27 protein-coding genes and 3 tRNA genes are annotated in these 21,972 nt (G+C 68.7%); 16 read left to right on the top strand and 14 right to left on the bottom strand.

Annotated features, from left to right (window positions below):
• The 7 genes from NZH93_RS36690 to NZH93_RS51325 all read right to left on the bottom strand — a co-directional run.
• The coding region (locus NZH93_RS36690; RefSeq protein ID WP_443742684.1) for a P-loop NTPase at nucleotides 1–1,914 on the bottom strand (1,914 nt) is incomplete at its 3' end.
• Nucleotides 1,915–2,219: 305 nt separating this feature from the next.
• Nucleotides 2,220–2,549 carry a trypco2 family protein gene (locus tag NZH93_RS36685; RefSeq protein WP_259627875.1) on the bottom strand — a complete coding sequence of 110 codons (330 nt, stop codon included), beginning with the start codon at nucleotides 2,547–2,549 and terminating at the stop codon, nucleotides 2,220–2,222.
• Between the two features lie 1,071 nt (nucleotides 2,550–3,620).
• A complete protein-coding gene (locus NZH93_RS36680) occupies nucleotides 3,621–3,860 on the bottom strand; it encodes a type II toxin-antitoxin system RelE family toxin (protein ID WP_259627874.1) in 240 nt (79 codons plus the stop codon).
• A 48-nt stretch (nucleotides 3,861–3,908) separates the two neighbouring features.
• Nucleotides 3,909–4,196: a type II toxin-antitoxin system RelE family toxin gene (locus NZH93_RS36675; protein WP_259627873.1), complete on the bottom strand. Its 288-nt coding sequence runs from the start codon at nucleotides 4,194–4,196 to the stop codon at nucleotides 3,909–3,911.
• Nucleotides 4,197–4,298: 102 nt separating this feature from the next.
• Complete coding sequence (locus NZH93_RS36670) at nucleotides 4,299–4,586, bottom strand: type II toxin-antitoxin system Phd/YefM family antitoxin (protein WP_259627872.1); 288 nt, start codon at nucleotides 4,584–4,586, stop codon at nucleotides 4,299–4,301.
• A 281-nt stretch (nucleotides 4,587–4,867) separates the two neighbouring features.
• Entirely contained in the window at nucleotides 4,868–5,209 is a 342-nt protein-coding gene (locus tag NZH93_RS36665) for an arsenate-mycothiol transferase ArsC (protein ID WP_372506970.1), read from the bottom strand.
• Between the two features lie 504 nt (nucleotides 5,210–5,713).
• Nucleotides 5,714–6,310 (bottom strand): NAD(P)-binding protein, encoded by a 597-nt coding sequence (locus NZH93_RS51325; RefSeq protein ID WP_372506969.1) that lies wholly within the window; start codon nucleotides 6,308–6,310, stop codon nucleotides 5,714–5,716.
• 118 nt (nucleotides 6,311–6,428) lie between these two features.
• On the opposite strand from NZH93_RS51325, the gene NZH93_RS36655 reads away from it, so the two are divergent.
• The 3 genes from NZH93_RS36655 to NZH93_RS36645 all read left to right on the top strand — a co-directional run bounded on the left by NZH93_RS36655 (nucleotide 6,429) and on the right by NZH93_RS36645 (nucleotide 8,141).
• Complete coding sequence (locus tag NZH93_RS36655) at nucleotides 6,429–7,385, top strand: hypothetical protein (protein ID WP_259627871.1); 957 nt, start codon at nucleotides 6,429–6,431, stop codon at nucleotides 7,383–7,385.
• Nucleotides 7,385–7,843: an ABA4-like family protein gene (locus tag NZH93_RS36650; RefSeq protein WP_259627870.1), complete on the top strand. Its 459-nt coding sequence runs from the start codon at nucleotides 7,385–7,387 to the stop codon at nucleotides 7,841–7,843. Before NZH93_RS36655 ends, NZH93_RS36650 begins: the two co-directional genes overlap by 1 nt.
• A 139-nt stretch (nucleotides 7,844–7,982) precedes the next feature.
• Nucleotides 7,983–8,141, top strand: coding sequence for a hypothetical protein (locus NZH93_RS36645; protein ID WP_259627869.1), 159 nt, complete (start codon nucleotides 7,983–7,985; stop codon nucleotides 8,139–8,141).
• A 72-nt stretch (nucleotides 8,142–8,213) separates the two neighbouring features.
• Here the strand turns inward: NZH93_RS36645 and NZH93_RS36640 are convergent, their stop codons facing one another.
• The gene (locus tag NZH93_RS36640; RefSeq protein ID WP_259627868.1) at nucleotides 8,214–9,248 is read right to left on the bottom strand and encodes a LysR family transcriptional regulator; all 1,035 of its coding nucleotides are present in this window, start codon (nucleotides 9,246–9,248) and stop codon (nucleotides 8,214–8,216) included.
• 252 nt (nucleotides 9,249–9,500) lie between these two features.
• On the opposite strand from NZH93_RS36640, the gene NZH93_RS36635 reads away from it, so the two are divergent.
• From NZH93_RS36635 to htpX, 4 genes are read left to right on the top strand one after another with little or no spacing between them, the layout of a single operon-like run.
• A complete protein-coding gene (locus NZH93_RS36635) occupies nucleotides 9,501–9,944 on the top strand; it encodes an NADH-quinone oxidoreductase subunit B (protein WP_259627867.1) in 444 nt (147 codons plus the stop codon).
• The gene (locus NZH93_RS36630) at nucleotides 9,941–10,513 is read left to right on the top strand and encodes an NADH-quinone oxidoreductase subunit C (RefSeq protein WP_259627866.1); all 573 of its coding nucleotides are present in this window, start codon (nucleotides 9,941–9,943) and stop codon (nucleotides 10,511–10,513) included. The genes NZH93_RS36635 and NZH93_RS36630 overlap by 4 nt, the downstream gene beginning before the upstream one ends.
• Complete coding sequence (locus NZH93_RS36625; protein ID WP_259627865.1) at nucleotides 10,510–10,989, top strand: 4Fe-4S binding protein; 480 nt, start codon at nucleotides 10,510–10,512, stop codon at nucleotides 10,987–10,989. Before NZH93_RS36630 ends, NZH93_RS36625 begins: the two co-directional genes overlap by 4 nt.
• Nucleotides 10,990–11,007: 18 nt before the next feature.
• Nucleotides 11,008–11,868, top strand: a complete 861-nt coding sequence (gene htpX, locus NZH93_RS36620; RefSeq protein ID WP_259627864.1) for a zinc metalloprotease HtpX — start codon at nucleotides 11,008–11,010, stop codon at nucleotides 11,866–11,868.
• Here htpX and rfbA read toward each other — a convergent pair.
• Both rfbA and NZH93_RS36610 read right to left on the bottom strand, forming a co-directional pair.
• Nucleotides 11,865–12,746, bottom strand: coding sequence for a glucose-1-phosphate thymidylyltransferase RfbA (gene rfbA / locus NZH93_RS36615; protein WP_259627863.1), 882 nt, complete (start codon nucleotides 12,744–12,746; stop codon nucleotides 11,865–11,867). The two genes, htpX and rfbA, sit on opposite strands and share 4 nt — an antisense overlap.
• 4 nt (nucleotides 12,747–12,750) lie before the next feature.
• Nucleotides 12,751–13,242 carry a YajQ family cyclic di-GMP-binding protein gene (locus tag NZH93_RS36610; protein ID WP_259627862.1) on the bottom strand — a complete coding sequence of 164 codons (492 nt, stop codon included), beginning with the start codon at nucleotides 13,240–13,242 and terminating at the stop codon, nucleotides 12,751–12,753.
• Between the two features lie 123 nt (nucleotides 13,243–13,365).
• Here NZH93_RS36610 and NZH93_RS36605 point away from each other — a divergent pair.
• Nucleotides 13,366–13,448, top strand: a tRNA-Tyr gene (locus tag NZH93_RS36605).
• Between the two features lie 120 nt (nucleotides 13,449–13,568).
• Here NZH93_RS36605 and NZH93_RS36600 read toward each other — a convergent pair.
• Together NZH93_RS36600 and NZH93_RS36595 are read right to left on the bottom strand one after the other, a co-directional pair.
• Nucleotides 13,569–13,748, bottom strand: coding sequence for a tautomerase family protein (locus NZH93_RS36600; RefSeq protein ID WP_259627861.1), 180 nt, complete (start codon nucleotides 13,746–13,748; stop codon nucleotides 13,569–13,571).
• Nucleotides 13,749–13,859: 111 nt separating this feature from the next.
• Nucleotides 13,860–14,111 carry a hypothetical protein gene (locus tag NZH93_RS36595; RefSeq protein ID WP_259627860.1) on the bottom strand — a complete coding sequence of 84 codons (252 nt, stop codon included), beginning with the start codon at nucleotides 14,109–14,111 and terminating at the stop codon, nucleotides 13,860–13,862.
• 242 nt (nucleotides 14,112–14,353) lie between these two features.
• On the opposite strand from NZH93_RS36595, the gene NZH93_RS36590 reads away from it, so the two are divergent.
• The 8 genes from NZH93_RS36590 (at nucleotide 14,354) to NZH93_RS36555 (ending at nucleotide 19,953) form a co-directional block, all read left to right on the top strand.
• Nucleotides 14,354–14,872, top strand: a complete 519-nt coding sequence (locus NZH93_RS36590) for a hypothetical protein (protein ID WP_259627859.1) — start codon at nucleotides 14,354–14,356, stop codon at nucleotides 14,870–14,872.
• 11 nt (nucleotides 14,873–14,883) lie between these two features.
• Nucleotides 14,884–15,654 carry a PhzF family phenazine biosynthesis protein gene (locus tag NZH93_RS36585; protein WP_259627858.1) on the top strand — a complete coding sequence of 257 codons (771 nt, stop codon included), beginning with the start codon at nucleotides 14,884–14,886 and terminating at the stop codon, nucleotides 15,652–15,654.
• Nucleotides 15,655–15,827: 173 nt separating this feature from the next.
• Nucleotides 15,828–18,443: a putative bifunctional diguanylate cyclase/phosphodiesterase gene (locus NZH93_RS36580; RefSeq protein WP_259627857.1), complete on the top strand. Its 2,616-nt coding sequence runs from the start codon at nucleotides 15,828–15,830 to the stop codon at nucleotides 18,441–18,443.
• 69 nt (nucleotides 18,444–18,512) lie between these two features.
• Nucleotides 18,513–18,588: transfer RNA gene (locus tag NZH93_RS36575), tRNA-Thr, on the top strand.
• A 49-nt stretch (nucleotides 18,589–18,637) separates the two neighbouring features.
• Nucleotides 18,638–18,710: transfer RNA gene (locus NZH93_RS36570), tRNA-Met, on the top strand.
• Nucleotides 18,711–18,835: 125 nt separating this feature from the next.
• Nucleotides 18,836–19,000, top strand: a complete 165-nt coding sequence (gene rpmG / locus NZH93_RS36565; RefSeq protein WP_015105301.1) for a 50S ribosomal protein L33 — start codon at nucleotides 18,836–18,838, stop codon at nucleotides 18,998–19,000.
• A gap of 72 nt (nucleotides 19,001–19,072) precedes the next feature.
• Nucleotides 19,073–19,537, top strand: a complete 465-nt coding sequence (locus tag NZH93_RS36560; protein ID WP_259627856.1) for a MaoC family dehydratase N-terminal domain-containing protein — start codon at nucleotides 19,073–19,075, stop codon at nucleotides 19,535–19,537.
• On the top strand, nucleotides 19,534–19,953 hold the full coding sequence (locus NZH93_RS36555) for a MaoC family dehydratase (RefSeq protein ID WP_259627855.1): 420 nt from the start codon (nucleotides 19,534–19,536) through the stop codon (nucleotides 19,951–19,953). Before NZH93_RS36560 ends, NZH93_RS36555 begins: the two co-directional genes overlap by 4 nt.
• Before the next feature lie 55 nt (nucleotides 19,954–20,008).
• On the opposite strand, the gene NZH93_RS36550 is transcribed toward NZH93_RS36555, so the two are convergent.
• Together NZH93_RS36550 and NZH93_RS36545 are read right to left on the bottom strand one after the other, a co-directional pair.
• Nucleotides 20,009–20,605: an MmpS family transport accessory protein gene (locus NZH93_RS36550; protein WP_259627854.1), complete on the bottom strand. Its 597-nt coding sequence runs from the start codon at nucleotides 20,603–20,605 to the stop codon at nucleotides 20,009–20,011.
• Between the two features lie 106 nt (nucleotides 20,606–20,711).
• The gene (locus tag NZH93_RS36545; protein WP_259627853.1) at nucleotides 20,712–21,953 is read right to left on the bottom strand and encodes a pyridoxal phosphate-dependent aminotransferase; all 1,242 of its coding nucleotides are present in this window, start codon (nucleotides 21,951–21,953) and stop codon (nucleotides 20,712–20,714) included.
• Nucleotides 21,954–21,972: the final 19 nt, after the last annotated feature.

The following is a 21,972-nucleotide window of genomic DNA, read 5'->3' as shown; positions in this document are numbered from 1 at the left end:
TCCGAGGTTGGCCAACCGGTTGGACTGGTTGTTGAGGCTGGTGGCGAGGTCGGGGAGGAACGCGTCGGGTCGTGCCTCGGCCAATTCACGATGTTCGTGAACCAGACGTTCCCCAATTCGCGCCGCCCACTCCGCAAGACGATGACTCGACAGCGGCAAATGATCAGCCAGCAGCATGAGGGTCGCGAGATCGGTGGCATTGTCATCACCGATGAGTTCCAACGCCTGCATCAACGGCCGCGGTGACTCCACCTGGGTAGCTACCTCGATCGCCACTGGACCCAGCTCCGAAACATGCCGCGCACACAACGACGTCAACCCGTCATCCAGCACACCACCGAATACCCGATGCGACGCCGCACGGCAGTAAACAGTCAGCAACCGCTCCAACCGTGTTCCGTCGATCCCCACGATAAGACGATCCACCATTCCCGGACGCTGCCGCACGTGACGGCCCACGAAACGCTCCGCCAATCGATCCGGCTGGATCGAACCGAACGGAATGTCCCCCAATGCCGGATACAGACTGGCAACCCACTTCAACACCGAATTCCGGCGGTCCCGAGGCTGATCCTCTAGGCCCTCGATCCTCCGCAACAAGTCATCGGCCGTGTCCCTGCTATCCGCCCCGAGCAGAGCTACAGCGGCCATCACGTCGTGCAACGTCGACTGCTCGAACACCACAGACGGGGTCCGCGTCTCGGCCGCGGTTTGCCAATACCGCTGCTCATGACGGAGAAGGCGATCCTCCACCTCCTCGGGCGCGCCGCCTGCCGCCACGCGCACCGTGGCTGTTTCCTGAAAAGGCGCAGCCGCAGAGTCCAGCAGGTCCGCCAATGCAGTCATGTGCAGTGTCAGCGCACCCTCTAACCCCAGTCGGGTCGGTGCCGGGTCCGGGAGACCGGATGCGATCACTGTCCAGGGGTACCCAGCTTGTCCGTTCACCTTCGGCAACGCACCCGCGAACCCCCGCACCGCTTCCCGGTAGGCAACCGCCCGTCCCTTGGCCTCGGGCTCCAACTCCTCCAGCAGCCGGACACCCGCACGTGCCAACAACATCGACGCCGCATCCGACGACGAGCCCAACCGTTCCCACCACTCCCCGGCGGTTCGGGCCAACAGGAGCACCTTCATCGGCACTGCACCACCGTGCCGCACGCACATTCGAAGCATTGCCTTGACCTGGGGTGTTCGAGTCTCGGCGTAGTCCACGACCACCACTGTCGGCGTTGCAGAATCGGACAACACCTCCAACTCCGCCTCCGTGCGGTGCGGGTCCAACCACACCGCCGCCCACCTATGGTCAACCAGTTCGTCGACTACCTGATGGGCCAGTCGCGTCTTGCCCTGTCCACCCGATCCATGCAGCAAAAACACTCCAGCACCGTCGGTCCCTGCCCAGTCGTTCAGCTCGGCCAACAGTTCCGAACGACCACGGAACGGCACCACCTTCAACCCCGCGACCAGCAACCAACCGGGGGACGGCAACTCACCGAGCAGGACCGCAGAGGGAGCCTCTGTCAACGACTGGAACTCCACTGGTGCCAGCACCATGGTCTGGCTATCGGTGTGCTCGGCCAGCACATCCCGGAATCCCTCTGCCTGGTGTAGCGCATACGTCGGCACCACCACCAACCGCGAGTGCCCGCCATACTCTTCATCCGCCGTGATCACCCCTGTTAGAAGGTCACCGCAGAACAACGCCCCACCTGACAACCCGCCCCACGGCGAGCGGCCGTCCTTCAAGGGCGTCGGCGGGTGCCCGTCCACCGCCATCACATACCGGTTGGCCACTTCTCGATCACCGGGATTGAGCTTTCCCGAAGGATGCGCGGTCTCCACTGCGGCACCGGGGCGCTGGTCCTTGTCCGGTACACCCCACGTTTCACACGGGATTCCCGTCCTGGTGGTCACCAATTGCCCCCACGCGACGGGTCGACTGCGCGGCGGCACCCACTCCGGGGAGGTGTGGACGCGTACCAGGGCCGCGTCATCGACACCATCAGGTGTTCCACACCACACGACAGTTCCCGTGAACAAGCCGGAACGGCCGGGGAAGAACACTTCTACCGTCGAGTCCAGCGCACCGACCACATGGGCCGATGTGAGAACCAAGTGTGGGCCGACCACGTATCCCGAGCCTGGACGTCCAACGGCGGCGACCCCGACTACCCGATCCCTCTGCACCTCGGCCTCCGGCCCCTGATCAGTCGGTCAGATCACGGCTGGATACGACCGGACACATCACCAGGCCCCGCCGCCCGAGGCGCTGAACCATGTACCCGCAGGTCCCCGCCGCTCTTGTCCTTCGGCGTCAGCGACACCTTCACCTTGTGCGTCGTGCCTCGCGAGACACCAGCCCCCACATCGGCGGACACCACCCACGCCTTGAACTTCCCCGCGACCTTTACGTCAGCTTTCAACTCCACCGCGAACTCCAACTCGATCGGCCCCACCACGAACCCGATCTCCTGCCCCAGCCCATAGGTCACGGCTTCCAGCAACTCGTTCCGCACCGCAGCCACCGCGTCCGCCAACTCGATCTCCATACCCAACTGTCGCGCGGTGGACCGATACCGCTACAGCGACCAGTTGAGGGCAACTCCCGTGACGATCGGTAGACGGGACGAGCGCACCCAGGTCGACCCGATCGGTGGCCAGGGGCGCTCGGCTGCCGCACCCGTGAACAGCTCAACGCCTTGGCGGCGTCGACCAGCCCACAGGCTTGCCCTCGAAGATCTTGGCGGGGCTACGGAACATGCACGGAACAAAAGCCATCTTCAAGTAGCCACTTGAAGTCAAAGGCGCAGTTCAGTGGCATTCTCTGCTGAGAGACTCAGTTCCGCACGATGGAACTGAGGGGCTGATTCGTCACTCTCCGTAGATGCGCTAAAGTGCTGGTGACGGGCCTGAAAGTGCCTCCTACCAGCGAAGGTCAGAGATCGAGTGTCACCAGGAGTCCGTCACTGTCTGGCACCAGAAGGCAGTGATTGTCGGGCTTTACGGGACAGTCACGGGACAGAACAGGCCCCCGGCGAGGTCATCGTGGTGTGCCGTCCAGCCTGACCGATCGTGCTCGGGCGGACCTTGTAAGGACTTTCTCTACTTGTTCAAGGCGGCCCCTATAGGGCCGCTCGGCCGCACTCTGCTGATCCTGTCCGGCAGGGTCTTCACGGCCCCGTTCCTGTGTCGCTCGGGCAAGCGGGCGGGGCCCTGCCTTCGGCCACCCACCCGCGCCCGGCGACGGAGAGGCAGGGCCTAACCCGGCCGGACGGGACAGCGGCCGACCAGCCCCACAGGGTCCGCAGACGCAGAAGGACGTGTCCTCGCCGGACGGCAGGTCTCCGAGATGGTCGAAGCCGTCGGCAGTTCGCGTTCGGTGGTGGGACCGGGGATCGCGCCATCTCGTCGACCTCCACGAGGGCAACCACACGCGTCAAGGGGGCAGACCCAGCTCAGCGATCCGGCGCGACTGGATGAGCCCCCTTGACCCGCGCGGTTGGGGCGGGGCCAGGTCGACGAGATGGTGCGAAGCCCTCTGCTGAGTACCTACGATCGGCAAGTATCGAGGGTGGCAGATATGGACCTCTCAGCAGTGAGAATGCCAAAGGTCGCGAACCCTAAATAATCTCCAAAATATCGACCGTAGCTTCTACGGGGTCAACAGTATAAATGATTCGATATTGCTCGCGCTTAACGACGAGGTGCCCCTTGAGTCTGCCGCTAAGTGGCACGCCGATCGTTTCTGGATATTTTCCGAGTTTTTCGCGAATAAAATTAGCAACCGGAGTGGCAACGCGGGCAGGCAATCGACTAAGCCTTGCCATGGCCTCTGGGGCGAGCCGAACCTGGTAGATCACTTCGCGCAATCCTTCCTGTTCAGCATAGCCTTGAGTGGATCATGGCGATCACCTTGGGTGAATTTCAAGAATTTCGATCATGTCGGGGTTGCTGGTAATTCGGTAGACAATTCTGAACTTCTTGCGCTTGGCCGAGTACTTGCCTGTAAGGGCGCCATGGAGCTTGCGCCCATAGTCGCCGTACTCGGTCGGATCGCTGGGAAGATCGTTCCAGATGAAACTCATTGCCGTGTCTGCAAGTCGCTCTGGACGCAACTGCTTGAGACCCTTTTCTGCTTGCTCAGACATGCGCACGCCGTAAGCGGAAGGAGAGGCGTCATGGTTGAGTTTCGTCATGATGCGCTCACTGTAGCGTCAGATGCCCCGCCAGCGCTAGTGGCACAAGCAACAGGCGCAAGAGAGGGCGTCACCGTGTACATACCTATGTACACATGACGGTCAGGTGCGCTGCTTGAGGGACGTGATGAGGTCGTCCAGGCTGGCGATCTTGCCCGCTGCCAGATCTTCCTCTGCTTGGCGGATTGCGTTAAGGACCTCGCTGTGAGAGTCGCCTCGCGACAAAATCTCGATCGTCTCCTCCAGGCCCTCCAGTTCTGCAGGTGCCATGAGCACTGCAGCATCGACTCCATGCTTGGTCAGGATGATCCGTTCATGACTGCTTTCCACCTGGGTCACAAGGTCGGAGAGCTGGTTGCGTGCTGCGGCTAGCGAGATTCGGGTGGTCATAGGCAAAATTCTAGCCATAATTCCGTCGATATGCGAGATTTTTCGACATGTCATGGCACTTGACCAGCGGGTTTGCTATAGGAAAGTGCGCCAGTGATGCCTGGAGTCCAGCGCACGTCAGCTCAACGGCTTCCTCGTTGTAGAGGTCAAGCTCCGGGACGGGCGCGGGACAGAGTTGCAAGTTGCTCGGTGCTGATTGGCATAAGTGCAGGTAGATCGCCTACTCGCTTACGCCCCAAGCGCTGCACGATGAACTCCGGGACTAAGCCTGCCGCGTAGCCCTAAAGCAGTTCCGCCAGCAGCGCACGCACGCGCCTATCGATGTCGTCCCGGATCAACCGCACGGCGTCGACGCCCTGACCGGCGGGGTCTTCCAGGTCCCAGTCGAGGTAGTGCTTGCCGGGGTACACGTGGCAGGTGTCGCCGCAGCCCATGGCGATCACGACGTCGGCGGCTTCGACGGCATCGGTGGTCAGGGGTTTGGGGTGTTCGCCGGTCAGGTCCAGGCCCAGTTCGGCCATGGACTCGACCACGGCCGGGTTGAGGGTGTTGGCTGGGGTTGAGCCTGCTGAGCGGACTGTCAAGCGGCCGGCCGCGTGGTGGTGGAGCAGTGCGGCGGCCATTTGGGAGCGGCCCGCGTTGTGGACGCAGACGAAGAGGACTCGGGGTTCCCTCGTCGAGGTCAGTGGGGCGCAGCAGCCGCCGCTGGTCACCGTAGGCGCGTCGAAGACGCCCGCGCCGCCGTACACGCCGGTCACGGGCAGCGTCAGCTCGACCCGCGAAGCCGACCGTCGGTGCCTGGAGCACCGGGTCCAGGTCCAGGCGCAGTTCCGACAGCCAGGTCAGGTCCGGGCGGGACCCGGTCAGCGCGACCACCTCGTCCACGGGCGCCAAGCGGTGCCCGTCCGACGACACCAGCACGATCCGGCCGTCCGCGGCCTCGACGGCGGCCGTGCGGAACCCGGTGACCACCTCGACTCGCCCGGCCCGCGCGGCCTGCCGGGCGCGCAGGCCCAGGGCGCCGCGCGCGGGGAGCTGGTCGGCGTCCCCGCCGCCGAAAGCGTCGCCGCGGCGCAGCAGCCATATGACCTCGGTGCCCGCGAGTCCGGTCAGCGCCACCAGTGCGGTCAACGCCGAGTGGCCGCTGCCCGCGACGGCGACGCGCTTGCCCGCGTACCGAGCGGCGACGACGGGGTCCAGCAGGTCCGGGACGCGGTAGGAGATGGCTCGCCGACCGCGGGCAGGCCGTCGCCGCCGAGCGGGTTGGGGTCGCCCCACGTGCCGGACGCGTCGACGACCGCTCGGGCGGTGACGCGCTCCTCCGTGCCGTCGTCGTGCAGGACGTGCACGGTCAGCGGTTCGGTGTCACGTCCGGAGTCCACGGTCCGGTCATGTCCGCGCCGGGCGACGCCGACCACCCGCGCGCGGAACCGCACCCGGTCGCCCAGGGCGTCGGCCAACGGCTCCAGGTACTCCCGCGCCCACTCCGCGCCGGTCGGGAACCTGTCGCCAGGACGCCGCCAACCGGTCGGCTCCGGCAGTCGGACGCCTGCCGGGTCGACCAGCTCGGGCCACGCCGAGAACAGCCGGACGTGGTGCCACCGCCGCACCGCGGCGCCCGCCCGTGCGCCCGACTCCAGCACCACCGGGCGGAGGCCGCGTTCGGCCAGGTTCGCCGCGGCGGCCAGACCGACCGGCCCCGACCACGACCACCGGCAGGACACCGTGTTTCTCGAATGCCGCCGCGCCAACTAGTCCGGGCGAAACTTCCTGTACCCAAGACATGGATAGTGCTACATTCCATTATGGCGAGTGAGGCTATCCATTAGAGGGGGAACGACCATGAGGGCTCTGTCCGCGATGACCGCCAGAACCGCGGGGTGGAACCGGCCGATGCTGGTCACGGCGTGGGCGATGGTGCCGGTGGCGCTGGTCTGCCTGGTCGGTCTGGCCGTCGACGACCGGATCCTGGTCGGGGCGCCGATCTGGTTGAAGCCGCTGAAGTTCGCGGTCTCGATCGCGGTCTACGGGATCACCTGGGCGTGGCTCATCTCGTTGCTGAAGATCGGCGAGCGGCTCGCGCGGCGGGTCTCGGTGGTGCTGGCCGCGGTGATGTTCGTGGAGCAGGCGCTGATCCTCATGCAGGTGGTGCGGGGTCGGGGTAGCCACTTCAACGTGCTGACGCCGTTCGACTCGACGGTGTTCGGGGTCATGGGGGTGTCGATCGCGGTGCTGTGGACCGGCACGCTCATCCTCACGGTCCTGGTGCTGCGGACGCCGTTCGCCGACCGGGCGACGCGCTGGGCGTTGCGGATCGGCGCGGTGGTCTCGCTGGCGGGCATCGGCACGGGGGCGCTGATGACGTCGCCGACGTCGACCCAGCTCGACTCGATGAAGGACGGGACGTTCAAGGGGGTCATCGGCGCGCACACGGTCGGGATGGAGGACGGCGGCCCGGTCATGCCGGTCACGGGCTGGAGCACGACCGGTGGCGACCTGCGCGTCCCGCACTTCATCGGCATGCACGCCCTCCAGGTGCTGCCGCTGCTGGTGCTGGTCCTGGCGCTGCTGGCGACCCGCGTGCCCGCACTGGCCGACGGCGCCGTGCGCGCCCGTCTGGTCGTCGTGGCGGGCGTGGGGTACGGGCTGCTGTTCGGCCTCGTGCTGTGGCAGGCGGAGCGCGGGCAGCCGCTGCTGGAGCCGGACGCCCTCACGCTCACCGCGGCGGCCGCGATCGTGGTCGGCGTGGTCGTCGGCTCGGTCGTGGCCGTGACCGCCCGGACCAGGGTGGCCGCCTGATGAGCACCGAATTCCTGTTCGACATCACGTTCTACCTCGCGGTGCCGTTCTGGGCGCTGATGATCTTCGCTCCCACGTGGCGCGGGACGGCGCGGGTCATGAGCACGCCGTGGGTCGCGGCGGTCCCACTGGTCGTGTACTTCGTCCTCGCGCTCCCGCACCTCGGCCAGCTCTGGGACGTGGTCAGCAGGCCGAACCTCGGTACCCTGATCGACTTCGTCGGCGAGCCGTACGGGGCTGCGGCGATCTGGGCCCAGATCATCTCGTTCGACCTGTTCATCGGCCGCTGGATCCACCTCGAAGCCCGCGAGCTCGGCCTGCACCCGCTGGTCGTGGGCCCGATCCTGGTGTTGACGATCCTGCTGTCGCCGTTCGCGCTGGTCGTCTTCCTCGCGCTGCGGACGGTCGCGGCGAAGCGGAAACTGGACGCGGTGGGCCCGGCACCAGCGACGGCGTAGAAACCTACACCGATCCGACACCCGATCTGCTCTGGTCATCTGTCTGGGTTCACCCAGAGGGCTGATCGGTCTAGCGTCGAGCACCCCCTCGATGCTCCGATCGACGGCACCTGTTGTCGACCAGGTAGGGAGCGTGCCCGTGAACGACCTCGACGCCCAGGGTCCGTCGCCAGTGCAGGAACCCGCCGAAGAGCAGGTGAAGCCCCAGGCGCCGCAAGCGCAGCGGCCGAAGAACGGCCTGGAGTGGTTGGTCAAGCAGGCCGAGCGCAAGCGTCCCGGCCAGGCACAACCCGAGTAGGCAGACACCACCGCGCGAGGGCCACCCGTCACCCCGACGGGTGGCCCTCGCGGCGTCCGGCCACCACCGGGTCTAGCCCGCTTCGGCTTGGAACGCCGCCCACAGCAGGTTCAACGGGTGGTCGGCCGGGAACTTGGCCCGCTCCTCCTTGCGCGCGAACACGCCCACCAGCCGCTCCAGCACGGGCTCGCGGTCGTTCTTCAGCTCCACGACCCGCAGCCCGGTGCCCTCGCGCAACTCCTGGTTCGCCGCGACGACGCCCAGCCCGGACGTGACGATCATGCAGCCCTGCACGAGCCCCGACCGCAGCAGCGACATGCCGTACTGGATCTCGTCGATCTCGGCCGCGATGTCCAGTTCGTTGCGGTAGTCGGGCCCGAACCAGCCGCGCAGGAACTCGGCGATCAGCCCGTCACCCGGCACCACGAGCGGCAGCCGCGGCAGTTCGCCGACGCCCGCGCTCTCGCCGAGGCGCTTCTCCGGCAGGTTCGTCAGCAGCGCCAGCCCGCCGCGCCGCCACTCGATGACGTCGAACTCGTCGAGGTGCCCGGTGCGGCCCGCGTGCGTCACGACGCTGCCGCACACCACGTCCACCTCCTTGCTCTCCAACTTCGTCCAGATGTCCCGCGTGCGGATGTGCACGACCTTCAACTCGACATCGCGCTCCTTGAACTCGTCGGCCACGTGGTGCCACGCCTTGGCCAGCGAGTCGAGCATGAAGCGGGTCGTGCCGACGGTGAGGGTCGTGCCGAGCTTTCGCCTGCACTCGTGAATTGAGTCGAGCCAATCGCCCAGCGTGGTGCGCGCCAATTCCACCAAGGCTTCGCCGGTTTGCGTGATGAGCACATCTTTTCCGCGACCCTGCTTGACGACGAGAGGTTCGCCGCACAGCGATCGGAAGTTCCGGTTCAACGTGTCGATCTGCTTCTGCACGCTCGACTGCTCGCGGCCGAGTACCCGCGCCGCCCGGAGCGCTGACCGGGTCTCGTGCACGGCGAGCAACGTCCTGAGCTGGTCCAACGTCGTGTCCAGCAGCGCGTTCGGGGAGTGCAGGAGTCTGCTGAGCTGGTTTCCCGCCGGAAGCAGAAGCTGTGCCGAGCTGGACATGGAGGCCTCTCAGGTCGTCGCGTCGGGCCGCGAGATGTTCTACCGATCAGTTGTACTGAACCTGACCACAGTTCGGCTACAAATAACCCTTAGATTCTGACCCATTTCCCTGGACACGTATAGGCGTTCCGTAAGAGACTTCCAACGCAACCAGCGCCAGTTCGCGGGATGCAATCCTATGGGGGGATTTGGGGGGTTGGGGGCTCGCCGGGCGGAAGCCAGGCGGGCCCCCACGTATTAGCCTTCCGGACCGTGACCGTTTCCACGCCCGCCGAGCGCGGGCCGCGCCTCGACTGGGGCACCACCTACCGGATCACCGTGCTGGACCTCGGGCTCGCGTGCTGCGGCGTCGAGGTGATGGCCGCCTTCGACGGCCGTGGTGCCGCCGATCTCGCGGCGCTGGGGGTCGACCCGGTGCGCGACGGGGGAGAGGCGCACGTGCTCATCGTCTCCGGCACGGTCACCGACGTCATGCTGCCCGCGGTGATCGCGACCTACGAGGAGATGCCGGAACCGCGGTACGTGCTGTCCGTGGGGGCGTGCAGCAACACCGGCGGCCCGTACTGGGACTCCTACAGCGTCACCAAGGGCGTCGACCAGGTGCTGCCCGTCCACGTCGCCGTGCCCGGCTGCCCCCCGCGCCCCGAGGCGCTGCTCGAAGGCCTCGCGGCGCTGCACCGGCTGGTCTCCTCGTGAGCGCCGCCTCCGCGGAGCTGGCCGCGCTGGTCCCCGACGCCGTGGTGAAGACGGCGTTCGGCCAGAGCACCGCGCACGTCCCGCTGGACCAGTGGTCCACGGCGGCGCGCTTCGCGCACGACGACCTCGGCTGCCTCGCGTTCGACTGGCTCGGCGTCGAGGACGCCGGTCGTCCGGGTGCCAGCGGGGTGCGGCACGCCGTGCTGCTGCACGTCCTGCGCCCCGACACCGGGAACGGGCTGCTGCTGCGCACCGAACTGGGCGCGGACGAGGTGCTGCCGAGCGTCGCGGGCCTGTGGGCGGGTGCCGCGTGGCACGAGCGCGAGGCCGCCGAGATGTTCGGCGTCGAACTGACCGGGCCCACGCCCCACCTGCTGCTGCCGGACGCGTTCGCGGGCCACCCGCTGCGCAAGGATTTCGTGCTGGCCGCCCGCGTCGTGCGGCCGTGGCCGGGCAGCCTCGAACCGGGGGAGGACTCCACGTCCTCGCCGAGCCGCCGCCGCACGCTGCCGCCCGGCGTCCCCGACCCGTCGACCTGGGGCCCACGACACGAGGAGGACCAGCGGTGACCGCCGAACTCCCGCCCCGGACCCGCGGCGTGATCGCGCTGCTGGAGTCCAACTGCACGGTCTGCATGATCTGCGCCCGCGAGTGCCCGGACTGGTGCATCCACATCGAGTCGCACACCGAGACGGTCGAGACCCCCGGTCACGCCCGCCCCCGCGCGCACAACGTCCTCGACCGCTTCGCGATCGACTACGGCCAGTGCCTCTACTGCGGCATCTGCGTCGAGGTGTGCCCGTTCGACGCCCTGCACTGGGCCCCGGAGTTCGGCTACCCCGGCACCGGGAGCGCCGACGGCGACGGCGCGGTCGCCGAACTCGTCCACGAACGCGACGTGCTGGGCACGTGGGCCGCCGAGGTGCCCCCGCCCCCGCCGCTGGACGCCGCCGCCGACCCCGCGCCGGAGACGACCGCCACACGTCCGGTACGGGGCGGTTCAGGAACCGCCGGCAGGCCGGGAGCGTTGAGGAGGAGGACGTGAACCCGGAGGCGAACCAGCGTGCACAAGCACTACAACGGGTTGAAGACCGCGCTGCTGCTCGGCGCGATGGGCGGCCTGATCCTCTTGATCAGCTCGTTCTTCGGGCGCACGGCGCTCTACTTCGGTCTGCTGCTGGCGCTGGGCGTCAACGCGTACGCGTACTTCAACTCGGACAGGCTGGCGCTGCGGGCGATGCGCGCCAGGCCCGTGTCGGAGGTCGAGCAGCCGTCGATGCACCGCATCGTCCGCGAGCTGTCGATGGCCGCCCGGCAGCCCATGCCGCGCCTCTACATCAGCCCCACGCAGGCGCCCAACGCGTTCGCCACCGGCCGCAACCCGCGCACCGCGGCCGTCTGCTGCACCACGGGCATCCTGGAGCTGCTGGACGAGCGTGAACTGCGGGCCGTCCTCGGGCACGAGCTGTCGCACGTCTACAACCGCGACATCCTCATCTCGTGCGTCGCGGGCGCGCTGGCGTCCGTCGTCAGCCTGGTCGCCAACATCGCGATGTTCGCCGGGATCTTCGGCGGGAGCGACGACGACCGGCCGAACCCGCTCGCGCTGCTGCTGATCGCCCTGCTCGGACCGGTCGCCGCGGGCATCGTGCAGATGGCCGTCAGCCGGTCCCGCGAGTTCCAGGCGGACGCCTCCGGCGCCGAGCTGACCGGCGACCCGCTGGCGCTCGCGTCGGCGCTGCGGAAGCTGGACCTCGGCACCAAGGCGGCCCCCCTGGCGCCGGAGCCCGCCGTCGTGGCCCAGTCCCACCTGATGATCGCCAGTCCGTTCCTGCCAGGCGAATCCCTCAGCAGGCTCTTCTCCACCCACCCGCCGATGGCGGAGCGCATCCGGCGGCTGGAGGAGATGGCCGACCGCCGCTAGACGGTCGCGCCCGCCTCTCGTGCGACGTTCATCACGTACTGGCCGTAGCCCGACTTCGCGAGCGCCGAACCGAGCCGGTAGCACGCGTCCGGCGTGATGAACCCCATCCGCAGCGCGATCTCCTCGAGGCACGCGATGCGCACGCCCTGCCGGTGCTCCAGCACCTGCACGAACTGGCCCGCCTCCAGCAGCGAGTCGTGCGTCCCGGTGTCCAGCCACGCGAAACCGCGGCCGAGGTCCACCAGGTTCGCCCGACCCTGGCGCAGGTAGGCGAGGTTCACGTCGGTGATCTCCAGCTCGCCGCGGGGCGACGGCTCCAGCTCGCCCGCGATCGACACGACCTGGTTGTCGTAGAAGTACAGGCCGGTGATCGCCTTGTTCGACTTCGGCTTCGCGGGCTTCTCCTCAATGGAGATCAGCGTCCCGCCCGCGTCGACCTCGCCGACGCCGTACCGCTCCGCGTCCTTCACCGGGTAGCCGAACAGCACGCACCCGTCGAGCTTCGCCACCTGCTCCTGGAGCATCCGCGAGAAGCCCTGGCCGTAGAAGATGTTGTCGCCCAGCACCAGCGCCACCGTGTCGCCGCCGATGAAGTCCGCGCCGATCACGAACGCCTCGGCCAGCCCGTTCGGCTCGGCCTGCTCGGCGTACTCGATGCGCAGCCCGAACTGCGACCCGTCGCCGAGCAGCCGCTGGAACTGCGGCAGGTCGTTGGGTGTGGAGATCAGCAGGATCTCGCGGATCCCGGCGAGCATCAGCACCGAGATCGGGTAGTAGACCATCGGCTTGTCGTAGACGGGCAGCAGCTGCTTCGAGACCGCTTGCGTGATCGGGTGCAGCCGTGTGCCGCTGCCGCCCGCCAGGACGATGCCCTTCACGCCGCTACCGGTAGTTCGTGAACTGGAGGGCGATCCCGAAGTCCGAGCCCTTGAGCAGCGAGATGATCTCCTGGAGGTGGTCCTTCTTCTTGCCGGAGATCCGCAACTGGTCGCCCTGGATCTGCGCCTGCACGCCCTTCGGGCCCTCGTCGCGGACCTTCTTCGCGATCTCCTTGGCCTTCTCCGACGTGATGCCCTGCACCAGCGTGCCGGTCACCTTGTAGACCTTGCCGGAGATCGACGGGTCCCCGATCTCGAACGCCTTCATCGAGATGCCGCGCTTCACCAGCTTCTCCTGGAAGACGTCGATCGCCGCCCGGCACCGCTCCTCGGTCTCCGACTGGAACGCGATGGCCTCCTCGCCGGACCACGACACCTCGGTACCGGTCCCCCGGAAGTCGAACCGCGTACCCAGCTCCTTGGCCGCCTGGTTGAGCGCGTTGTCGACCTCCTGCCGATCGACCTTGCTCACCACGTCGAATGACGGATCTGCCACGTGCTCGGTACCTCCGCGTAGATGGGCTTTTGACGAGCCACGATGTTACCGGGGTATCCCGGTTGCGAACCCCTCCACGGGGTTATGTAGTCTCTTGTTCGCACCCGGCACCACCGGGCGCAAGGCGGGTTGCCCGAGCGGCCAATGGGAGCGGACTGTAAATCCGTCGGCTTACGCCTACGTAGGTTCGAATCCTACACCCGCCACATTTGGGTAACACCCCGTGACCTGGGAAAACAGGTCACGGGGTGTTTTTTGTCCCGGTGTTGTCACATTCGTGTCCCGCTGTGCGCGCCATTCCCGCCAGGGCTGACGCGTTCGGCCGCCTAGCGCTCCGAGGCCAGCGTTCCGCCGATCGCCCAGTTCTCCGGTTCGACCTCGCGCAGCACCACCCACACGCCTTCGGGCTTGGCGTCGCACGTCCGCACCATCGCCTCGGTCAGTTCGCGCACCAGCGCGCGCTTCTGCTCCGCGGTCCGGCCGGGGAACATGTCTACGGTGATCATGGGCATGCACGGACCTTGAACTGGACGAGGCCTGCGCGCAAGGGCTTCCTCTCCCTTGCGTGCAGGCCTCGCGCGAGCAGCATAACGCATGTCGAACACATGTTCGACTGGTCACGCCGCTCCGAGTGCCGCCCTGCCCTCGTCGGTGAGCTCGGCGCGCACCCGCAGGCCCCACGCGACCACCGAGGTGGGGCGGAGGAGGCCTGCGTGGACGAGGTCGTGGGTGACGGTCTGGTCGCAGCAGGGGAGGCCGTCGACGTAGAGGTCCGGTTCGCGGGCGCTGGTCAGTTCGGCGCGGCCCGCGCCGACCGCGCGCAGCGTCGCGAGCGCTCTGCCGGACAGTTCTCGTGTCGTGGTGGTCATCGGGTTCCCCCTGCTCTACCGGTCGTGCTCCCTGTTCGATAGGAGGCAGGACCTGCACCGCGAAATACCTCCGCGGGTCGCGCGCTCCCACCTTGCTCCGGTCGGGCGTCCGGATCATGTCGCCACGCCGATCGGCCGGGCTGTTCAGCCCAACCGAAGTTCGGCGACCGGCCGGCGCTCGGTTCGGACCCGTTGCCGCGCGAGGGGGCCGTGAGCCGGTGCCCGCTGCCGATGACCGGGACATGAGCGAAATGCTGATCGCACTGGCCGCCCTCGCCGCCGGGGTGCTGCTGGGTCTGTTCCTGCGTCGGCCGCGGCCCCGCTCAACCCCGCTCCCCGGACCGCCCCGGCCGCGTTCCGCCCACCGGGAACTCCTCAACGCCGCGGACGACCTCGGGTACGCCCTGGACACGATCCGGAACTTCGGCCCCCTCTGCGCCTCCGAGCTCCGCAACGTCGACCTGCCCGCGAAACTCGACCGGCTCGCCGCGGCGGGCGCGCCGCCGGACGTGTTCGCGGAACTGCGGGGGAGGACCGAGCAGATCGCGTTGCACCCGTTCCCCGAGCAGCGCGAGCTGGTGTCGGCGGTGCGCTCGGACGAGCAGCCGTCGCCGCTGTCGGCGGTGTGGCTGCTGATCCGGGAGGCGTCGGGCAGCGGTGCGGCGCAGCACCTCGCCGCCGGGCAGGCGAAGACGTGCCTGGACGCGCTGAGGCTGGAACTGGCGCGGAACGCGCCCGAGGACGAGCCGGTGCTGGTCTAGCCTTGAGCCGCGTGGAGATCTTCGTGGTGGACGCGTTCACCGACCGCCCTTTCTCCGGCAACCCGGCCGGAGTCGTCCTGCTCCCCGAACCGGCCGATCCCGCGTGGATGCAGTCCGTCGCCGCGGAGATGAAGCACGCCGAGACCGCCTTCGTGGAGGTCGGCGGCGCCGACCCGCTGCCGCTGCGCTGGTTCACCCCGACGACCGAGGTCGACCTGTGCGGCCACGCGACCCTCGCGACGGCGCACGTGCTGGGCGGCTCGGCCGTGTTCAGCACCCGCAGCGGGTTCCTCACCTGCAAGGCGGGGCCGGACGGCTGGGTCGAGATGGACTTCCCGGCCGACCCGCCGGTGCCCGTCGAGGCGACGCCGCTGCTGCGCGCGGCCCTCCCCGGCGTGACGGTCAAGGCCGTCGCCCAGGGCGTGTCGGACGTGCTGGTGGAGGTCGGGTCGGCCGAGGAGGTGCGGTCCCTGCGGCCGGACCTCGTGCTGCTCGCCGACGTGCCGGGCCGGGGCGTCGTCGTCACGGCGCGCGGCGACCGGCCGGACGTCGACGTGGTCAGCCGGTGCTTCTACCCGTCGTTCGGCGTGCCGGAAGATCCGGTGACCGGATCCGCGCACTGCACGCTCGCCGCGTGGTGGGCCCCACGCCTCGGCCGAGTGTCGTTGCTCGGCGAACAGGCCTCCCCACGCGGCGGACGTGTCCAGATGACGCTGCGTGATGACAGGGTCGGATTGGCGGGTCAAGGTGTCACCGTGTTGCGCGGAGAGCTGACCGTGTGACCGGTTTCGTCACTTCCCGTGGTATATGCCTCGTCGACCTGCCATTTCATCGCCCAACCGAGGTACATTGATGCTCTTAGAGGGGTCCTGGTCACTGTTCGGGACCCCTCAGTCACGCCGAGTTCGACGGCCGCGACCCGGCCCACCGACACGAGGGCCGACGAGGAGGCTGGATGTCCGACCGCGCGTCGGCCACGCTGTCGGACTCGGCAGTTCGCGGGTCAGGCAGGTCCGCCAACAGGTCGTTGAACTTCAACCTCTTCGCCGCCGTCCTCCTGGTCGCCGGGGTCGCCTCCGCGGTCGCCGTCGGCGGCTGGCTGCCCGACCACCCGGTCGACGCCCGCCTGTTCTGGACGGGGCCGCTGCTCGTCATCGGCTTCCTGCTCGCCGAACAGCTCGCCATCAACGTCGACGTCCGCAGCGGCGTCGCGTGGACCATCTCCTTCACCGAGATCCCGCTGGTGCTCGGCCTGCTGGTGGCGCCGTTCGAGGTCGTGCTCGCCGCGCACGTCGTCGCGGGCGTCGGCACGCTGCTCGGCCGCCGCGTGCTCAACCGCGTCGCCTACAACGCGGGCCTGATGTTCATGGAGATCTCGGTGGCCTTCGCGGTCGCCCACGGCGTCAAGCAGTTCCTCGGCCCCGAAGGCCCGTTCTGGGCGGGCCCGTTCCTCGGCACGATCGCCGTCCCGCTGCTGGCCAGCGTCCTCGGCCTGACGGCGTTGCGGATCATGGGCAAGGGGATGCGGGTCACCGCGAGCCTCCGGCTGGTCGGCCAGACCCTGATCGTCGCCCTGCTGAACACCTCCGCGGGCCTCGTGGCCTACGAGATCGCGTCGACCACCCAGTGGGGCGGCCTGCTGATCGCGCTGGTGTTCGCGGGCATCACCGCCATCTACGTGGCGTACTCGTCCCTCCTGCGCGAGCAGCGCGACCTGGAGGCGCTCAGCGAGGTCTCGCTCCGCGTCGCCCGCTCCGGCCAGAACGCGACCGGCCCGCGCAACGCGCCCGGCCAGGACGAGGACGGCGACGAGGACGACGAGTGGCAGCTCATCGCGGACCGCATCCGCGAGCAGCTCAACGCCAACCGCGTCGTCCTGCGGCTGCGCACCGACCCGCAGGAGCCGATGCGGACGCTCGTCGCCGGTGAGCCGCTGCCGGACGGCATGCGCGAGGCCGACTCCCGCGTGGTCCGCGAAGACCCGATGCTCCAGCTCCCCGGCACGCACGTCCGCTACTTCCGGGTCGTCGACTCGAACGAGGACGTGACCGAGGCGCTGGCCCGCCGGGACGCGCAGGAGGCGCTCGTGGTGCCGTTGCGCGGCGCGACGCAGCTCCTCGGCGCCGTCGAGGCGCACGACCGGCTCAGCCGGTGGCGCGGTTTCGGCAAGGCGGACATCCAGCTCCTGCGCACCCTCGCGAGCCACCTCGCCACCGCCGTCGACAACCGCAGGTTGCTCGCCCGCCTGCGCCACGACGCGTACCACGACCCGCTGACCGGCCTGCTCAACCGCGCGGGCTTCCGCGAGGCCGCCGCCGAACCGCTGCACGAGCACACCGGCGCCGTCGTCCTGCGGATAGACCTCGACGTCCTGTCGACCGTGTCCGACGCGCTCGGCCAGGCCTGGGGCAACCGGATGGTCGTCGCCGCGGGCCGCAGGCTGCGCGACGAGCTGGGCCCGGAGGTCTCCCTCGCCAGGCTGGAGGGCGGCATGTTCGCCGCGCTCCTGGTCGACCGCAAGGCCGAGAAGGCCCAGGAGATCGCCGAGGTGCTCCGCTCGGCCCTCTCCGTGCCGTACCCCGTCGACCGCCTCACCGTCGAAGCCAGCGCCGTCGTCGGCTACGTCTCGACGGACGAGTCCGAGGACGACCCGGACGTCGACGTCCTGCTGCAACGCGCGGACGTCGCCGTCCGCGCGACCAGCGAGGCCGAGCCGGTGCGCTCGTACGCGCCGAGCATGGGCCAGATCTTCCTGCGCCGCTTCCAGCTCGTCACCCAGTTCCGCCAGGCGCTGGAGAGCGGCCAGATCTCCGTGCACTACCAGCCGAAGGTCGCGCTCCCGAGCCGTCAGGTCGTCGGCGCGGAAGCGCTGGTCCGCTGGAAGCACCCCGAGTTCGGCCGCGTCGACCCGGACGAGTTCGTCCCCGCCGTCGAGGCCACCGGCCTGGTCGACGTGCTCACCGACTTCGTCATGGACAAGGCGCTCGAACGCGTCCGCGGCTGGATGGACCGGGGCCTGCGGATGTCCATCGCGGTCAACCTGTCCGTGCGCACCCTCGCCGACGAGGAGTTCCCGGACCGCGTCGCGAAGGCGTTGGAGCACCACGACGTGCCGCCCCAGCTCCTCACGTTCGAGCTGACCGAGTCCGGCGTCATGGCGGACCCGGAACGCGCACTCCCGGTGCTGCGCAGGCTTCACGCGCTCGGCGTCGTGCTGGCCGTCGACGACTTCGGCACCGGCTACTCGTCGCTCGCGTACCTCCGCCAGCTCCCGGTGGACGAGGTCAAGATCGACAAGAGCTTCGTCCTCGGCATGGGCACCGATCTCGGCGACATGGCCGTCGTCCGCTCGATCGTCGAACTCGGCCACTCGCTCGGCCTCACGGTCGTCGCCGAGGGTGTGGAGGACGACGCCGCGCGCGACCAGTTGGTCAGCATGGGCTGCGACATCGCCCAGGGCTACCTGATCTCCCGGCCGCTGTCCGAGGAGCGCTTCGAAGCGTGGCTGGGAGCGCGAACGGTGCAGGTCAGGGGAGCCCGCGATGAGACGGTGCTCACCTTGGTCCACTAGAGGGACCCCCCGATTTCCCTTGGGCGGCACCCATTGTGTAGAGTTCTTCTTGCCCCGCAAGGAGCAAGTGCCCCAATAGCTCAGTCGGTAGAGCGTTTCCATGGTAAGGAAAAGGTCTACGGTTCGATTCCGTATTGGGGCTCCACAACCCGGCCGCGGTGCAGAGCAGTAAGCACCGCGGCCGAGTCGTGTAAAGCGGTGTAGCTCAGTTGGTAGAGCAAGCGGCTCATAATCGCTGTGTCGCCGGTTCAAGTCCGGCCACCGCTACACAGTTCCTCCCAGCCAGGCTCGTCCTGGATCCACAGCCGGGCGACTGGGCGCCCGGACCTCGCCGCGGGGGTAAGCCCTCCGCGGAGTCTTCGAGGCGAAGCGAGCTCTAGAAAGGCAAGGCCGTGGCTGCAACCGACGTACGTCCGAAGATCACTCTCGCGTGCGAGGAGTGCAAGCACCGGAACTACATCACCAGGAAGAACCGTCGGAACGACCCTGACCGCCTGGAGATCAAGAAGTTCTGCCCGAACTGCAAGACGCACCGCGCGCACAAGGAAACCCGCTGACACCAGCGTTTCCCCGAGTTCACGAAGAGGCCGTCCCCGTCCGGGGGCGGCCTCTTCGCGTAACCTGCCCCGGTGGCACTGGACCAATCGTTCATCGGACGTTCCTACCCCCCGTCACCCGCGTACGAGGTGAGCCGGGAGAAGATCCGCGAGTTCGCCGACGCGGTCGGCGAGCGGAGCGAGATCCACCGCGACCCCGAAGCGGCGAAGGCCGCGGGCTACCCCGACGTGATCGCCCCACCGACCTTCGCGATCCTGGTGTCGATGAAGGCCAACGAGGTCCTCGTCATGGACCCGGAACTCGGCCTCGACTACACCCGCGTCGTGCACGGCGACCAGACGTTCGCCCACCACCGCCCCATCCAGGCGGGCGACCGCCTGGTGGTGACGACCCACGTGGACGCCATCAACTCGCGCATGGGCAACGACATCGTCTCCGTCCGCGCGGAGATCAGCACGGAGGACGGCGAACAGGTGACCACCGCCCGCTCGACCCTGGTCGCCAGGGGCACCGCAGCTACGGAGGACCAGGCGTGATCCGCGCGGCGGACGTCACCGCGGGCGACCAGCTCCCCCCGCTGACCCTCACCATCACCCGAGCCGACCTGGTCCGCTACGCGGGCGCGTCGCTCGACTTCAACCCGATCCACTGGAACGAGCGCTTCGCCCAGGAGGTGGGCCTTCCGGGCGTCATCGCCCACGGCATGCTCACGATGGGCATGGCGGCGCGGGTGGTCACGGACTGGACCGGCGACCCCGGCGCGGTGGTCGAGTACGGCGTCCGCTTCGGCAGGCCCGTACCTGTGCCCGACGACGCCGAGGGCGCCCGCGTGGAGGTCACGGCCAAGGTCGCCAAGGTCCTGGACGACGGCACCTTCAAAATCGCGATCACGGCCGCCTTCGAGGGCAAGTCGGTGCTCGGCGGCGCGACCGCCCGCGTTCGCCTACCGTAGCCGGCACCGCGCGGCGGCCACCGGGTGGCCGCCGCGCCACGGCGGTGGGCGCCCGTCAGAACCCGCTGCACAGGGCCGTGCTGAAGGCCCCGGACCCCGTGGCCGACTTCTTCTCCACGCCGTCCACCGTGATCCGGCAGGCCACGGCACCGCCCTCGGCGGGCGAGGTCACCGTCAGCGTGCCCCCGCCCAGCAGCCCCTTCACCGTCATCTCCTTCTTCCACGGCAGCGACGTCACGGTCTCCTGGTTGGTGGACCCGCCATCGGCCCCGAACGTCGAGTACGTGATCGACGCGCCGACCGCGTCCCCGGACACCTCGTAGACGACGAGGTGCTCTTGGTCCGCCTGCTTGTCGACCTCGGTGGCCACGGCGCCGAACAGCGCCGTCCACAGCACGCACACGACCAGCCCGATCACCGACAGCACCGCTCCGGCGATGGCCAGCCCGCGGTTGTTCGCGATCCCCTTGGACGCCCTGGAGAAACCCACGAGCGACAGCACCAGGCCCACGATCACCAGCGGCCAGGCGATGACGCCGATGATCGGGACGAAGCTGAAGAGGAACCCGAGCAGCCCGAGCACGAACCCGGCGGTCCCCACCCCGTTGCGCGGTTGGACGACCAGTTGGGGCTGAAAGATCGGCGCGCTCATCTACGTCTCCCTCGAACCGGCGATACGACTGAACAGACCATCGCGATGGTCCGTTAGGCGGTTACGCCATTCACCCGTTCAGGGAACGAGGGAGACTCCGTGTGGGCTACTCGACCTCACCCAGGAGCGCGGCCATCCGGGTCACGCCCTCGACCAGGTCCTCGTCGCCCAGCGCGTACGACAGCCGCAGGTACCCCGGCGTCCCGAACGCCTCACCGGGCACCACCGCCACCTCCGCGTGCTCCAGCACCAGCGCCGCCAGCTCGGCCGAACTCCCGATCACGGCACCCCGCAGCGTCCGCCCGACGAGCGCCTTGACCGACGGGTAGACGTAGAACGCCCCGCGCGGGGTCGGGCACTCCACGCCGGGGATCCCCGACAGCAGCGACACGATCGTCCGCCGCCTCCGGTCGAACGCCGCGCGCATCTCGTGCACCGCGTCCAGCGACCCCGAAACGGCCTCCAGCGCGGCCCGCTGCGACACGTTGGCCACGTTCGACGTCAGGTGCGACTGGAGGTTCGCCGCGGCCTTGACGACGGCGGCGGGCCCGATCAGCCACCCGACCCGCCACCCGGTCATCGCGTACGTCTTCGCCACCCCGTTGACCACGATCGTCCGCTCGGCGGCGGCGGGCACAGCGGCGGGCAGCGACACCGCCTCCGCCCCGTCGTACACCAGGTGCTCGTAGATCTCGTCCGTCACGACCCAGAGCCCGTGCTCGACGGCCCACTCGCCGATCGCCACGACCTGGGCGCGCGAGTACACCGACCCCGTCGGGTTCGACGGCGAGCACAGCAGCAGCACCTTCGTGCGCGGCGTCCGAGCCGCCTCCAGTTGCTCCACCGTCACCAGGTAGTCGGCCGACTCGTCCGCTGTGACCTGCACCGGGACCCCGCCCGCGAGGGTGATCGCCTCGGGGTACGTCGTCCAGTACGGCGCGGGCAGCAGCACCTCGTCGCCGGGGTCGACGATGGTCGCGAACGCCTGGTAGACGGCCTGCTTGCCGCCGTTGGTGATGAGCACCTGGCTCGCCGAGACCTCGTGGCCGGAGTCGCGCAGCGTCTTGGCCGCCACCGCCTCGCGCAGCTCGGGGAGGCCCGCCGCGGGCGTGTAGCGGTGGTTGCGCGGGTCGGCGCACGCGGCCTGCGCGGCGGCGACGATGTTCGCCGGGGTCGGGAAGTCCGGTTCGCCCGCCCCGAAGCCGATCACCGGACGGCCCGCGGCCTTGAGCGCCTTCGCCTTCGCGTCGACCGCGAGGGTCGCGGACTCGGCGATCCCGCCGATCCGCCTCGACACCCCGGAAGCGGGAGAAGTGCTGGTCGCGGTGGTCGTCTCAGGTGTTGGCATGACTCCCATCGTGGCAGAC

Origin of the sequence: Umezawaea endophytica (assembly GCF_025061645.1) — a bacterium.
GTDB lineage: Bacteria > Actinomycetota > Actinomycetes > Mycobacteriales > Pseudonocardiaceae > Umezawaea > Umezawaea endophytica.
Note: the sequence above shows the minus strand (reverse complement) of the source record. Positions and strands in the feature narration are given on the sequence as shown.